The sequence below is a fragment of the Pauljensenia sp. C0170B4 genome, from assembly GCF_056590235.1.
Map to the genome: position 1 here is coordinate 14,055 of NZ_JBWPVS010000002.1, position 15,092 is coordinate 29,146.

Here is a 15,092-nt window from a genome sequence, read left to right on the forward strand (position 1 = left end):
GCAAGTGATCTCAATCGCCGTAATTTAGAAAGCATCGTGTTGCTAAAAGCCGTACACTGGTGGGGTAGTTACTGACGGCGATAAGGAGGACAGTCATGGGAGAGCCGACTGAAATCGGCACCCGCGAGCAGGTGCTCGACCTAATCGTCGAAAAAGGTCCCGTGACCGCTACGGTCATCGCGAAGATCCTGGATCTGACCACGGCGGCGGTCAGACGGCACATCACCATTTTGCAGGACGCTGGAGAAATCGTTCAGTATCAGGACTACTCGACTGAAAAGCGTGGACGAGGGCGACCAGCGCGTCACTACGTGGCAACCGAGCGAGCACACGACAGGCTCCCAGAGGGATACTCCGAGTTGGCTGTCAAGGCTCTGGGCTACTTGGGACAGGTCGGAGGTGGCCCGGCCATTGACTCATTTGCCGCTGCCCGCTCACGCGAAATCGAACGTCGATACGCGCCGATCGTGCGTGAAGCAGGGAACGACCCGAAAGTGCGCGCACAGGCTCTGGCTGACGCGCTCACCCAGGACGGTTACGCAGCGACAGTGCGCGACATTGGCGATGGCGCCTTCGCAATCCAGCTATGTCAGGGTCACTGCCCGATCCAGCAGGTAGCCGATGACTTCCCACAATTGTGCGAAGCGGAAACCCAAGCCTTTGCGCGTCTGCTGGACGTGCATGTTCAACGTTTGGCCACCTTGGCCGGAGGGGAGCACGTATGCACCACGCATATTCCCGTGGGTGCCCCCACAATCCGGCGCTCTGCGTTGGCGGCTCTCAGGCGATAGCGTGAGTGCTTTTGACACAGCGGCAAAGTCACGATCTTGACGCCAGTCAAGTCACTGAGGAAAGGACAATATGAGCCAGTCACCGCCAATCGTTTCATCTGAGGATAAGCGCAGAAGTGATGAAGCGATTATCGAATCCATCGGTGCATACGAATTCGGATGGCACGACAAGGACGACTACTCACATGATGTTCCCAAAGGCATCAACGAGCAGGTGGTGCGCCACATTTCGGCCGAAAAGAATGAACCCGAATGGATGTTGGAGCGCCGACTGAAAGCTCTGGAGATCTTCGAGCGCAAACCCATGCCGGCATGGGGTCCCGACCTGTCCGACATCGACTTCGGTGACTTCAAGTACTACGTGCGTCCCACCGACCGTCAGGTTAAAGACTGGAACGACCTGCCCGAAGACATTCGTCAGACCTATGACCGCCTGGGCATTCCCGAAGCGGAAAAACAGCGTCTGGTCGCAGGCGTGGCCGCGCAGTACGAATCTGAAGTTGTTTACCAGCAGATTCAGTCTGATCTGGAGAAGCAAGGCGTCGTCTTCATGGACACCGACACCGGCCTGCGTGAATACCCCGAGATCTTCAAGGAATACTTCGGGCACTCGGTACCTTCAGGTGACAACAAGTTCGCAGCACTCAACACGGCAGCATGGTCGGGTGGCTCATTCGTGTACGTGCCACCGGGCGTCCACGTTGAGATCCCTCTGCAGGCCTACTTCCGCATCAACACCGAAGCGATGGGCCAGTTTGAGCGCACGCTGATCGTAGCGGACGAAGGTTCCTACGTTCACTACGTCGAGGGCTGCACGGCCCCGATTTACGACTCCAACTCGCTGCACGCCGCAGTCGTGGAAATCTTCGTGCGCAAGGATGCCCGCGTGCGATACACGACCATCCAGAACTGGTCGACCAACGTGCTCAACCTGGTGACTCAGCGTGCCATCGTTGACGAGGGTGGAACGATGGAGTGGATCGATGGCAACATGGGCTCCGCGATCACGATGAAGTACCCCGCGTGCTTCCTCATGGGTGACCACGCCCGAGGCGAAACACTGTCGATCGGTTTTGCCGGCCCCGGCCAGAACCAGGACACGGGTGCGAAGATGGTGCACATGGCGCCGCACACGTCCTCGTCCATTGTCTCCAAATCAGTGTCACGAGGGGGTGGGCGCACCTCGTATCGAGGCCTCGTGCAGGTCAATGCGCGTGCGCGCCACTCCAAGTCGAATGTTCTGTGCGACGCGCTGCTGGTCGATAAGATCTCCCGCACCGACACATACCCGTATGTGGATGTGCGCACCGACGACGTGGAAATGGGGCACGAGGCCACCGTCTCGAAAGTGTCAGAAGATCAGCTGTTCTACCTGATGAGTCGCGGCCTGGATGAAAACGAAGCTATGGCCATGATTGTGCGCGGATTCGTCGAGCCTATTGCGAAGGAACTCCCCATGGAGTACGCACTCGAACTGAACCGCCTCATCGAACTACAAATGGAAGGATCGGTGGGCTGAGTTGGCTCAAGACCATCGCGAAGATCACGTCAGCCCACACCCATCGCGCGCAGATCGGCCGACGTCATTCAACCTCGACGATATTCCCGTGCCCAAAGGCAAGGAAGAAGACTGGCGATTTACCCCGATGCGCCGTATCTCGATGTTGTTCGACCCGGCCAACTACGATACCGAGGACGCTCCGCTGACTGTGGAAGCTCCCGAAGGCGTCTGCGTTGAAACCGTCTCGCGAAACGATTCACGCGTGGGCACCGTGCTGGCTCCTGGTGACAGGACCGCGGTAGTTGAATGGAATACGTTCCATGATGCTCAGGTCGTGTCCGTTCCAACCGGACAACGCATCGACGATCCAATTCTTATTACGGTGGATACGGCCTCTGACCAACGCAGCCAGCACCTGGTCGTCGACGCTGGCGCACACAGCGAATCCACAGTGATCCTCAACCACACGGACAGCGCCGATGCGCGAATCAACCAGGGCATTGAGATCACTACCGGTGAGAACGCATCGTTAACGTTCGTGTCCCTGCAGGAATGGGACGACAGTGTTGTACACGCGTCGAACCACCGCATCCGCATTGGCAAGAACGCGAAAGTGCGTCACATCGTGGTCACACTGGGTGGCGATACGGTTCGCCTGTGCGCCGATACTGACTTTGAAGGGCCGGGCGCTGAACTGACTATGCTGGGCGTGTACTTCGTGGACGGAGGACAACACCTGGAACACCGTGTGTTCGTGGACCACTCAGCACCCAACTGCTACTCACGCGTGACGTATAAAGGCGCCCTGCAGGGTAAGGATGCGCACTCGGTGTGGATTGGTGACTGCCTCATCCAGGAACCTGCTGACGGAACAGACACCTATGAGCTGAACCGTAACCTCATTTTGACCGAAGGCGCTCATGCTGATTCAGTTCCCAACCTTGAGATTGAAAACGGTGAGATCGCCGGAGCAGGACATGCATCAGCGACAGGACGCTTTGATGATGAACAATTGTTCTACCTGATGAGCCGCGGAATCACCGAGGAAGATGCCCGTCGCCTCGTGGTGCGAGGATTCTTCGCGGAACTGATTGACCAGATCGGTGTTCCGGCCATTGAAAAGCATCTGATGGAATCGGTTGAAAGAGAACTTGAAGTTACGGGACGCTGAGCCGCCCTCGAACGTAAGAGAAAGAACGCGACATGTCGACTTTGGAAATTCAGAACCTTCACGTCAACGTAGAAACACCTGAGGGCACGAAACAGATCCTCAAAGGTGTCGACCTCACCATCGAATCTGGCGAGATCCACGCCATCATGGGACCGAACGGATCAGGCAAATCCACACTCGCCTACGCGCTGGCCGGTCATCCAGCCTACGAGGTGACCGAAGGCGCCGCCTACCTCGATGGTCACAACATTGTGGACATGACCGTTGATGAGCGCGCCCGCAGCGGCCTGTTCCTGGCGATGCAGTACCCCGTGGCAGTGGCGGGCGTGTCAGTGTCGAACTTCCTGCGCTCCGCCAAGACCGCGATCGACGGGAAGGCGCCGAGTATCCGGACCTGGGTCAAGGACATGAACGCCGCGATGGAGAAATTGCGCATCGAACCGGCTTTCGCTGAGCGTGACGTCAACGTGGGCTTCTCCGGTGGTGAAAAGAAGCGCCTCGAAATTTTGCAGATGGAGATGCTGCGCCCCTCGTTCGCCATTCTTGACGAGACTGACTCCGGCCTTGACGTGGATGCGCTGAGGATCGTCTCCGAGGGTGTCAACCGGGTCCACGAGTCCACGAACTGCGGGATCATGCTGATCACGCACTACACGCGAATCCTGCGTTACATTCACCCCAGCCATGTGCACGTGTTTGTTGACGGTCACGTTGCCGCTCAAGGCGGCCCGGAACTGGCTGAACAACTGGAAGAAACAGGGTACGACTCATACCTTCAGTAAGCAGTAGGAGCAGATTGTGAGTGAGACGATCGGCGCGTTCACCGTCGATGAGATTCGTCAGGACTTCCCGTACCTGACGCGGCGCGGTAGGGCGGGTGGCCCCATCGCCTACTTTGACGCGTCAGCCACATCTCAAAAACCCTCGTGCGTCATAGACGCGGTTACTGACTTTTACCGGTACCACAACGGTGCCGTGCATCGCGGTACCCACGTGCTGTCAGATGACTCAACGCAACTGTACGAGGACGCGCGCGCCACCGTCGCACGCTTCATCAAAGCGCGGCCGGACGAAGTGGTGTGGACGAAGAACGCCACTGAAGCACTCAACATCGTCGCCTACGCGATGACGAACGGGTCAGCTGGTGGCTCGACAGGCCACGATGTCCGCTTCAGCCTGCAGGCAGGGGACCGGGTCGTGATCTCACGCGCCGAACACCACTCGAACCTGGTGCCGTGGCAGCTGGCCTGCCAGCGCAGCGGAGCCGAGCTCAAGTGGCTCGATCTGGACCCCGAGGGACGAATCGACCTCGATACACTGGACGTCATCACGCCGAACACGAAGGTCGTCGCCGTCACACACGCATCCAACGTGACCGGAGCGATCACTCCGATTGAGCCGATCATCCAGGCAGCCCATAACGTCGGCGCACTGGTGGTTCTGGATACATGCCAGTCATCTGCGCACCTTCCGATTGACGTGACAACACTGGGCGCAGACTTCATTGCTCTGTCATCACACAAGATGTGTGGGCCGACTGGAATTGGTGCATTGTGGTCACGTCGCGACCTGCTTGAAGCGATGCCACCAGTGCTGACGGGCGGCTCAACGGTCGCATCTGTCACGATGGATTCCACTGAGTTCCTGCCTGCACCTGACTGCTTCGAAGCCGGATCGCAACCAGTGGCACAGGCGGTCGGGTGGGCACGCGCACTGGAGTACATATCCACCATTGGAATGGATGCCATTGCCAGGCGCGAAGAGGAACTGGCCACACTGATGCTGGAAGGATTGTCCGACGTCGAAGGCGTGAAGATCCTGGGACCGACATCCACGCACGACCGTCTGGCAGTCGTCGCCTGGACGATGGACGGAGTCCACCCACATGATGTGGGCCAGTTCCTTGACTCGCGTGACGTTGCGGTGCGAGTAGGACACCACTGCGCCATCCCGTTGCACCAGTTTTTCTGCGAGCGCGCATCGACACGGGCGACGGCAACAGTGACCACGACACGCGCCGAGATCGATCAGCTGATCGACGCAGTGAGCGCAACAGCAGGATTTTTCACAGGAGCATAATGAGCAGTCTTGAACAGATGTATCAGCAAGTGATCCTGGATCACTCACGCGAACGCCGAGGCAGCGGCACGGTGGACAACATCCAGGCATCCTCACACCAGGTCAACCCCACATGCGGTGACGAGGTGACCCTGGGCATCAGAGTCGACGATGCCGGAAACATTGAACACCTGGTGTGGGACGGGGATGGCTGCTCCATCTCGCAGGCCAGCCTGTCGATGCTCTCCGACATGGTCGAAGGCCAACCGACTGACACGGTGCGTGACCTGTACGCCGATATGGAAACCATGATGCATTCGCGCGGTCAGGGTGTGGACGATACAGTCCTGGACGCGCTGGGGGATGCCGCGGCCCTTGAAGGAACCAGCCAGTTCCCGAACAGAATCAAGTGCGCACTGCTGGGATGGTACGCCCTGCGTGACGCGCTGGCACAAGTTGGTATCGACATAGCAGGAGACGATCATGAGTGACACGCCCTATTCGCCCGAAGGCGCGCAGTCAGCAAACCCGATGGCTCAGACGGAACCTGTCGAACAGCGCTTTGCCCCCGCACCACAGCAGCAACTGCCCACCGGCGTTGACTACGTGGAAAACGGCACCGTTCCCGCCGCAGACGTGGAAGAAGCACTCAAGGACGTCATCGACCCCGAACTGGGAATCAACATCGTTGACCTCGGTCTGCTCTACGGCATCACGGTCAGTGAGGATGACAGTATCCAGCTGGATATGACGCTGACATCTGCTGCATGCCCACTGACCGACGTGATCGAACAGCAGGCGCAGATGGTGCTGCAGACTTTCACGGATCTGGTGATGGTCAACTGGGTGTGGATGCCCGCTTGGGGGCCAGAACGCATTACTCCTGATGGGCGGGATCAACTCCGCGCCCTCGGATTCAACGTCTGAGCATCGTCTGTTTGTGCTTAGTCGCGTGAGGAACTCTCGCCCGTATCCGTCTGTCCATCTGCGGCGCGCTTGGCAGCCTCGTGGCGGATCTGCTCTTCCTGATAGGACCGGATCGCCGCCTCGGTTGCATCGGATACTCCGCGGGAGAGCGTTGTGGCAGCTTCGCTGACACCTTTCACCACTGGCGTGACGGCGTCCTCAACCGCTTTTGACGTGGAATCCCACAACTTTGCTGCCGGATTCAGCAACTGCTCACGAACCCTGCGCCGCATGACCTTGCCCAGCTGATTACGCGGCATGGTGGAGATGAACGCGATCTGGCGCGGCAATGCGTAGTGCGAGATCGATCGCTCTGCCCATTCGCGGACCTGATCCAACGAAATCAGGGGAGCGCCCTCGTCCATGATCAGCGCAGCGGTCACTTCCTCGGTCTCATCACCCTTCGGCAGACCGACAACGGCCACATCCTTCACTCCAGGCATGGAACGAATCGCGTCCTCGACCTGCGAGGGATACACGTTGAAGCCGCCGGACAAAATGAGTTCCTTGCGGCGGTCAGCGAGCGTGATGAAACCGTCATCGTTGACACCGATATCGCCGGTGCGGAGCCAGCCGTCCTGTGTGAAGACTTTTGCGGTTTCCTCGGGAGCATCCAGGTAGCCCTCAAAGACCTGCGGGCCGCGCACAACGATCTCGCCTGGTTCGCCATCGTCGACATCACGCGTGGGATCCTCAAGGTCGACTAGGCGCAGCTCGGTGGAAGCGAAGGGGATGCCTAGAGTTCCGTGTCGCCTGCCTGGTCCCAGAGGTGATCCGCAGATGACAGGAGAGGTCTCAGACAAGCCATAGCCCTCTAGGATAATGCCGCCGGTATATTCTTCCCATTCGTCGGCAAATGCGGTAGACAACGGCATCGCTCCGGAGACCGAATACCGGATGCTATCGAGCGGCGTATGCGTCTTTCGTGCTTCCTTCAGGATCCTCTCAAACATCGCGGGAACACCGACAAAGAACGTGACGGCACGACGACGATGCGCAGCAACAGCCATTGCCGCATCGAAAGTCGGCATCAGGACCTGCGTCGCCGCCTTCCTGACGGAGGTACACAGGAAAAACGTCAACCCGAATGCGTGGAAGTAGGGAAGCAGGGAGAAAAACGTTTCCGCGCCTTCGTGCAGCTTCCACACCCAGAACAGGTTCTGATTGACATTGGCGCCGATGTTGGTGTGAGTGAGCGGAACCGACTTCGGAATACCGTTGGTGCCGCCCGTGTGCAAGATAACGGCTCGATCTGAGCCAGTTGGATGCGGATAATCGCGACGAATACTGTGAGCAGCGGCCACTGCATGATCCCAGGAACGCGTCGAATCAGGAACCTCACCGCGCATCTTGTCATGCATCTGCTTCGCCTTGGCGACCGGCAACTTCAGCGCGAGGCGCTGAATGGTGGGAAGACCGGCTGCGATATTGACGGTGAAAACCTTCTCGATGTCAACCGACCCGTCAGTGGGGTAGGAGCCGACGCACTTTTCCCACACAATCGCGACCTTGGCGTGGTGACGCTTGAGCTGACCTTCGATTTCGTGGGCGGGCGCGAGTGGATTATGCTCAGCCGCTACGGCTCCGATCCTCATGCAGGCATAGAACGCGACAAAAGCCTGCGGGCAGTTCGGCAGCGCGATCGCGACCACGTCGCCCTTTCGCACGCCAGCATCCACCAGGACCTGGGCGGCGCGCAGCACCTGAGCGAGGACTTCCCGATAGGTCGTGGTCGCACCCATGTAATCCAGCGCCACATGCGACGGGTACAGTCGGGCAGTCGTATTGAGCAGTTCGAACAGTGGCGTGTCCGGGATCGGAATTTCATACGGACATCCCGGCTCATAGTGGGCGTGTGCCTGCTCGACGATACTCATAGCGCAATCTCCTCACCGATACGGTTCGATGCTATCGCACCGCCAACACTGCCTCCCAATCGAGGCGCTTGCCGTCACACTTCCGGTGCAGCGAATGTATCGCACTTCTCCAGCGAGCCGTTTTGCACGCCAGTTTCAAGCCAGCGTTGTCGCTGTTCAGCTGACCCATGTGTCCAGCTTTCAGGATTGGTCGTGCCCTGCGCCTGCTCCTGAATACGGTCATCACCAATGGCTTCGGCAGTCTGCCATGCTTGCGCCAGTTCCTCAGAAGTCGGCTCTTTCAGGAATGCCTCGCCTGATTCGGGATCCTTGGTCTGTGAGGCCCAATGCATCCACACGCCGGCGTAGCAGTCTGCCTGCAGTTCAAGACGCACTGCATCACTTTGCTCACCGGTCTCCTGGCTGCGATGTTCGGCAAAGATGCCGCGAAGATGCTGGATGTGATGGCCCCATTCATGAGCGACCACATACTCCTGAGCCAAAGGTGCGTTGGCAGCACCGAGCTGCGATTCCATCTGCTGGAAGAAACCCAGGTCCAGGTTCACTGACGCATCTGAGGGGCAGTAGAAAGGACCGACCTGTGAAGAGGCCGTACCACACGCTGTGTTCACCGCCTGCTCGAAGAGCTGGAAGCTGGGCGGCTGGTAGTCCATTCCGGCCTGCTCGGGCAACTGAGTCTGCCAAACTACGTCCAGTGAATCAGCGGTCGTCACCATGCGGCATTCGACGTACTGATTGGCATCTGCACCAGTTTGGCAGTGTTGCAGAGACGATCCGGACTGTTCTTCCACGCTGGGCTGCGCCCCTCCGGCCAAGCCGGTCAGGTCGATTCCCGTCAGACGTGACAGCAGGAACAGGCCGATCAGTACGGCAACGGATCCGCCACCGATGGCAACGCCACGTCCGCCGCGGCTGGTACGCACTCGTCCAGAATTAGACTGGACCCCCTCGTTAAAACTCATATCGCAAGAGTAGCCCCTAGCGTTGGTCAGCGTGATGATAGCGTCCGAGCATTTCATCACGGAAAGCATCGAAGTCACCTGACTGGATGCTTCCGCGGATCGCATCGACCAGGTGCACAGTGAACCACTCATTGTGAATCGTCGCCAACGTGGACGCAAGGATCTCCCTGGCCTTGAACAGGTGACGCACGTAGGCGCGGGTGTAGTGCTGACACGTGTAGCACCCGCATCCATCGACCAGGGGAGTGAAGTCGTCAGCAAAGCGCGCATTCGTCACGTTAAAGCGCCCGTCCGGGGTGTAGATCGCGGCATTTCGCGCTACGCGCGACGGATTCACGCAGTCGAACGTGTCCGCCCCAGCTTCCACTCCGGCAAACAGGTCATCCGGTTCGGAAATTCCCAGCAGGTGACGAGGACGATCGTCGGGCAGTTCCTCGCATACCCACGACACAATGCGCCCCAGATTCTCTTTCTCGAGGGCGCCTCCCACTCCGAACCCGTCAAAGGTGCGGCCATCGACTTCCATCTGCGCTAGGGTGCGCGCAGCACAGCGACGCAGATCCTCATACTGTGCGCCCTGGACAACGCCGAATAGCTGCTGGTAAGGATGATCCGCGCGCTCTTGGGTCAAACGTTCATGTTCAGCAAGGCAACGCCGCGCCCACTCATGCGTACGCTCCAGGGATTCCTCCTGATACCAACGCGGATGCAGCAGCGAAGTCAACTCGTCAAATGCGAACATGATGTCTGCACCCAGCTGATGCTGAATCTGCATCGACTTTTCCGGAGTAAAACGGTGATGGGAACCGTCAATGTGGCTTTGGAACACCACGCCGTCACTGTCGACCACTGCGCGCGAAGATTTCACGGCCTGGCGGAACATCCAGTCCTGCTCGGCGGCAGAAGCCTCCTTGTAGACTCCCGAAAACTCCTGCGTGAGCACTTTCTTAAAGCCAGCGCCCAGTGAGAGCACCTGGAAACCACCCGAGTCGGTGAATGTTGGGCCGTGCCAATTCATGAATGCGCCGAAGCCGCCGGCACGATCCACGATGTCGGATCCGGGCTGCAGGTACAGGTGGTAGGCGTTCGCGAGGACCGCCTGACCGCCCAGATTCGCCACCATCTCGGGAACCAGTGCCTTGACGTTGGCTTTCGTGCCCACTGGAATAAATGCGGGGGTGTGGATCTGACCGTGAGGCGTGGTAATGACACCCGTGCGGGACAGTCCCATACCGCTGTCGTGACGGTATGTGACCTCGAAACCGACTCCTCCCTCGCTCACTGTGCCAGCTTGGCCGGGCTGGGGCGTGATTTCTAGGTGCGGGCGGGACGGGAGCGCGATCCACTGCGGCGCGTCAGTCATGCGTTACCTCACGTTCATGTGCCGCGTTGCGCTCTGGCTGTTCCCAGCGGCGCACCGCACCGATCACTGCGTAGGTCAGGGGCAGGAAAATGACCTCGACCCCCACCTTGTACAGGTATCCGACCACCACGTAGTTGACGAAGTCCCATCCGGGAATAATTCCGGCGAAGGCGATGGTGCAGAAAATCAGCGTGTCAGCCAGCTCGCCCACCATTGTCGAACCGATGAGTCGAACCCACAGGTTACGCTCACCCCACCGCTGGCGCATGCGCACCAGGACCCAGGAGTTCAGCAACTGCCCGACCAGATAGCCACACACCGATGCAGCCACGATGCGTGGCACGAAACCGAGCACGGCGACGAAAGCATCCTGATTCTCATACCCCGGGCCTACAGGGGCAGCCCCGACAACCAGGAAGGTCAGGGAGGCCAGGATGGAAACTGCAAAACCGGTGAGAATGACGCGCTTTGCCCGCACAAAGCCATAAATCTCAGAGAGTAGATCGCCCAGGATGTAGGTCAGTGGGAACAAGACCGCGCCGCCATCGAAAACCAGCATGAGCGGGCCAATATGGATCCCGATCACTTTGGTTGCCACGATATTGGAGATCAGCAAGAACGCGACAAAACATATTGCGACGATGTCGTAGACGGATCGATGACGCTGGACGCGTGGTTGTGAAGAAGTACTCATGACGTGTTTCCGTACCTGGGTCTAAGGCCCGCTTTAGCGAGGCCTGCGCTGGCCGCGTGCACCGAAACGGTGTCCCGAGTGATGATCACCCGATCCGCTGCGGGGACGACGCACATGTCCTGCATCGGTGGCACGCGAACGCGGCCCGCCATCAACACGGATACGCAGTGTACGCCCGGCAACCTGGGCTTTACCGAGTTTTTCCATCTGATCGTCGGACAGGCTCGGGCCGATGTCCACCAGTGAGAATGTCGGGTAAATATCGATACGGCCCACATCAGAGCCTTTCAGATGAGCTTCGCCCGTGATTGCTCCAACAATGGATCCAGGTTTGACGCCATCCTTCTTGCCGACTTCGATGCGGTAGCGCGTCCCCATCGGGGTACGCTGCGGCTTGCCGCCGGCGCGCCGGCGGGCACCGTTCTTCCCACCCTTGAGCGGCTTCGAATCACGCCCGTTTTCGAAAGATGCAGACAGGAACTCACCGTTCTCATCGAGGACTTCCTCGCGGCGAATCTTGCCGTCGGAGCGGCGGTCCTTGTGATCGTGCGTGCCATTGTCATGGACAGTGCGCGCCAGCATTGCTGAGGCGATGATCAGTGGATCGCACGCGTGCTCATCTGCGAACTCGCGGATAAGCTGCTCGAACATGTCGAGTTGCCCGCGTTCAATACGCGTGGGCAACATGTCGAGGAAATGGCGCGAACGGAACTCGCTGACAGCCTGTGGCGTGGGGATGTGGACTTCCTCCATCGCAGTGCCCGTCAGTTTTTCGATACGACGCAGACGGTAGTGCTCGCGAGGAGTGAAGAACGACAGTGATTCGCCTTCGCGGCCGGCGCGCCCGGTGCGACCGATACGGTGGACGTAGGCTTCAGGTTCGCGTGGCACATCAAAATTGACGACCAGGCCGATCCGCTCCACGTCCAGGCCTCGGGCCGCCACATCGGTGGCAACCAGAACGTCCAAAGAACCGGACCGCAGACGCTCCACCATGCGCTCACGTTCCTGCTGTGCCACATCGCCGGAAATTCCGGCCGCGCGGAAACCTCGAGCCGTCAGATCCAGTGAAATCTCTTCAGCATCCAGTCGCGTGCGCACAAAGACGATGACGGCGTCGGCCGAGCGGGTCGACAAGACGCGGGCCAGCGCATTGTTCTTGTGTTTAAACGGCACAACCGCGTAGGTCTGGTGGATGGTGTCAACGGTCGACGACTCTTCCGACACCGCTATCTTCAACGGATCATGCAAGTGGGTTTGCGCCACTTTTTCAATCGCTGCCGGCATTGTGGCCGAAAAGAGTGCCGTGACGCGTTGGGTGGGAACTGTGGCGGCGATGGTCTCCACATCCTCGGCGAATCCCATGCGCAGCATTTCATCGGCTTCATCAAGGACGAGCATACGCACCGAGGACAGATCCAGCGCGCCCTTCTCGATCAGGTCGATCATGCGGCCAGGTGTGCCCACGACGATCTGCGCGCCATCCTTCAGCGCGCGAAGCTGCGGGCCGTATGCAGAGCCACCATAGACGGCGACAATGTTGATGCCGCGGTAGCTCGCCGCAAACTCTTCCATCGCATCGGCTGACTGCAGCGCCAGTTCGCGCGTCGGAGCCAGAACGACCGCCTGGACATCCTTTTCTTTCGGATCAATCAGCGTCAGCATCGGCAGCCCGAATGCCGCCGTCTTACCGGTGCCGGTCTGCGCGATGCCGACCACGTCACGCGCCTCAAGCAGTGCGGGAATCGCCTCAGCCTGAATGGGCGTGGGCGTCTCGAATCCCATCGCTGTGACCATGTCCAGCAGGGGAGCGGGCAGACCGAGGTCAGCGAAGTTCACCTGATCGTCGGCGTCGTCATCCTCGTCGTCATTTCCATCGTCATCCTCGTCATCTTCGAGGTCGATGTCGTCCTGATCGACATCGTCGGCATGGTCATTGTCGTCAGTTCCATCGGCGAGGGCCTCGCTGTCAGCATCCGAATCCTGTGCAACGTCATCCTCGTGAAACAGAACGTCATCGAGGCCGAGGGCATCGGATATGGACATAGGGGCAGAATCTTGTGAAGGCACGGTTTCCTCTTACTGTTGTGAACACAGGGCTCGCGGTTTCGAAAATGCCACCAGGAATGCCTGGGGCTACAGGGCGCGACCCATTACACCAACAACACACATCGGCTCCTGGCCGATCACTATCACAGTGGGAAGCGCCTTGACGAGTTTTAACACTATTGCGTTTCGCGCTCATTTCCTAGCGTGAGCGGCGGTGAAATGCCTCACCGCGCCTGTTTTGAGCGGATTCTGGAGGAGGCGAACACCGCCAGCAGGCACACGCCCAGCGCGATTACGGGGGCTGGAACATACTGAATACCGCCCTCAAACGCCGGCATCCAGACGGCCAACACGACCGAAACGATTGCCAGTTCCACGGCGCCGCCCGCATTGTCAGCAATCTGGAGCCACGAGGAGGCCCGTCCGTGTTCAGACGGATCAATTGACCCGAGCGTGAGATCAGACAATGTTGAGTGCACCATTCCGATCCCCAGACCTGTAATACTCCACCCCACAAGGGCGACAGCCGGCGGGAGCCCTTTCAACACCAGGAAACACACGGGAAGAACGCCGACCACCATGAGGCTCGCGCCCACCAGCGGCAGTCTTTCGCGCGTTGCCTGAGTGTTGACGCGCGTGGGAATCGCTGAGCCTATCGCCCACGTGATTGAGCCAATCGTCACGGCGAGCGATGCATGACTTGCACTCCATAAGTGCACACGCTGGAGAACAAGCGGCAGGAAAACCTCCGCGCCAGACAGACCGCCCATGACCAGTGCGCGAGTGGCAATGATTGAGGCAATACCGGGGCGAAGAGTAAACGTGCCGTCGGGAACCAGGCGCTTCAATGTCATGGCACAGCCGGCCAGGCCGAGAACAGTCGCCGTAACGAGCGCCCATCCACTCAGCGTTCCTGCAAATTGCACCAGCACAACGGAGCCACCCGCTCCGGCCGCCAACGCGGCCAGATGACGCATCGAACCTTCGACCGCACCCTGACGAGAAGGGAAACGCCGCAGCACGGGGACCATTGCCGCCAGGCCGACGGCAGCGATGAACGGCACTACGCCGAAGACCCATCGCCAGCCCCACGTGGCCGTGACCCATCCGGCAATCGCAGGACCGACCAGAGAGGGAAACACCCACGCCATCGAAAAGGCGGCGAAAAACGTGGGCCGATGCCGCGGTGACGCGATGGAGCCGACGAAAACATAGATCGGCACCATGACGAGGCCACCGCCCAGACCCTGAATCATGCGTCCGATGACGAAGAGTGCGATATGCCCGGCGAATGTGCACAGCGCCAGCCCCACCACAAACAGTGCGGCACCCCACAGCAGCACCTTGCGCGGGCCGCGTGCATCACACAGAGGTCCGGCGATGACGGTGGAGGCAAGCTGCATGGCGATCGCCGCTCCGGACGCGACGGCGAACCACGTATCGGATCCCAGATCGGCCACAACATTCGGCATGATCGTCATAGCTGCCAGCGCTTCAAATGCTGCCAGGGTGATCAAGACGATGGAACCAGCCAGCAGAACTTTCTCATCGCGACTCCACCGCGTGACGGCGTCACCCTCGGTGATCTGAGCAGGCGTTTCGCGGTTGGTCTCCATGAGCCGTAGACTACCCTGTGTCACTCTGGATTGCTGCGCTGCCT

The 15,092-nt window shown here is 59.4% G+C and carries 13 protein-coding genes; 7 read left to right on the forward strand and 6 right to left on the reverse strand.

The window, feature by feature from the left end; translation table 11 throughout:
• Positions 1–95 precede the first annotated feature (95 nt).
• The 7 genes from AC1EJ1_RS02570 to AC1EJ1_RS02600 all read left to right on the forward strand — a co-directional run bounded on the left by AC1EJ1_RS02570 (position 96) and on the right by AC1EJ1_RS02600 (position 6,448).
• Positions 96–791 (forward strand): helix-turn-helix transcriptional regulator, encoded by a 696-nt coding sequence (locus tag AC1EJ1_RS02570; protein ID WP_285014005.1) that lies wholly within the window; start codon positions 96–98, stop codon positions 789–791.
• Between the two features lie 70 nt (positions 792–861).
• A complete protein-coding gene (gene sufB / locus AC1EJ1_RS02575; protein ID WP_058236818.1) occupies positions 862–2,310 on the forward strand; it encodes a Fe-S cluster assembly protein SufB in 1,449 nt (482 codons plus the stop codon).
• 1 nt (position 2,311) lies between these two features.
• Positions 2,312–3,463: a Fe-S cluster assembly protein SufD gene (gene sufD, locus AC1EJ1_RS02580; protein ID WP_285014006.1), complete on the forward strand. Its 1,152-nt coding sequence runs from the start codon at positions 2,312–2,314 to the stop codon at positions 3,461–3,463.
• Between the two features lie 32 nt (positions 3,464–3,495).
• The gene (gene sufC / locus AC1EJ1_RS02585; protein WP_058236816.1) at positions 3,496–4,245 is read left to right on the forward strand and encodes a Fe-S cluster assembly ATPase SufC; all 750 of its coding nucleotides are present in this window, start codon (positions 3,496–3,498) and stop codon (positions 4,243–4,245) included.
• 16 nt (positions 4,246–4,261) lie between these two features.
• Positions 4,262–5,542, forward strand: coding sequence for an aminotransferase class V-fold PLP-dependent enzyme (locus AC1EJ1_RS02590; RefSeq protein WP_285014007.1), 1,281 nt, complete (start codon positions 4,262–4,264; stop codon positions 5,540–5,542).
• The gene (gene sufU / locus AC1EJ1_RS02595) at positions 5,542–6,012 is read left to right on the forward strand and encodes a Fe-S cluster assembly sulfur transfer protein SufU (protein ID WP_092648626.1); all 471 of its coding nucleotides are present in this window, start codon (positions 5,542–5,544) and stop codon (positions 6,010–6,012) included. The genes AC1EJ1_RS02590 and sufU overlap by 1 nt, the downstream gene beginning before the upstream one ends.
• On the forward strand, positions 6,005–6,448 hold the full coding sequence (locus AC1EJ1_RS02600; RefSeq protein WP_257590272.1) for a metal-sulfur cluster assembly factor: 444 nt from the start codon (positions 6,005–6,007) through the stop codon (positions 6,446–6,448). The genes sufU and AC1EJ1_RS02600 overlap by 8 nt, the downstream gene beginning before the upstream one ends.
• A gap of 17 nt (positions 6,449–6,465) precedes the next feature.
• Here AC1EJ1_RS02600 and AC1EJ1_RS02605 read toward each other — a convergent pair whose 3' ends face one another.
• The 6 genes from AC1EJ1_RS02605 to AC1EJ1_RS02630 form a co-directional block, all read right to left on the reverse strand.
• Positions 6,466–8,364 (reverse strand): AMP-binding protein, encoded by a 1,899-nt coding sequence (locus tag AC1EJ1_RS02605; protein ID WP_480295298.1) that lies wholly within the window; start codon positions 8,362–8,364, stop codon positions 6,466–6,468.
• A gap of 74 nt (positions 8,365–8,438) precedes the next feature.
• Positions 8,439–9,326 (reverse strand): KPN_02809 family neutral zinc metallopeptidase, encoded by an 888-nt coding sequence (gene ypfJ / locus AC1EJ1_RS02610; protein ID WP_092648624.1) that lies wholly within the window; start codon positions 9,324–9,326, stop codon positions 8,439–8,441.
• A gap of 16 nt (positions 9,327–9,342) precedes the next feature.
• Positions 9,343–10,689 carry a tRNA guanosine(34) transglycosylase Tgt gene (tgt, locus tag AC1EJ1_RS02615; protein ID WP_480295299.1) on the reverse strand — a complete coding sequence of 449 codons (1,347 nt, stop codon included), beginning with the start codon at positions 10,687–10,689 and terminating at the stop codon, positions 9,343–9,345.
• The gene (locus AC1EJ1_RS02620) at positions 10,682–11,383 is read right to left on the reverse strand and encodes a queuosine precursor transporter (RefSeq protein ID WP_285014010.1); all 702 of its coding nucleotides are present in this window, start codon (positions 11,381–11,383) and stop codon (positions 10,682–10,684) included. Before AC1EJ1_RS02620 ends, tgt begins: the two co-directional genes overlap by 8 nt.
• 33 nt (positions 11,384–11,416) lie before the next feature.
• Complete coding sequence (locus AC1EJ1_RS02625; RefSeq protein ID WP_285014011.1) at positions 11,417–13,429, reverse strand: DEAD/DEAH box helicase; 2,013 nt, start codon at positions 13,427–13,429, stop codon at positions 11,417–11,419.
• Between the two features lie 227 nt (positions 13,430–13,656).
• On the reverse strand, positions 13,657–15,048 hold the full coding sequence (locus tag AC1EJ1_RS02630) for an MFS transporter (protein ID WP_285014012.1): 1,392 nt from the start codon (positions 15,046–15,048) through the stop codon (positions 13,657–13,659).
• Positions 15,049–15,092: the final 44 nt, after the last annotated feature.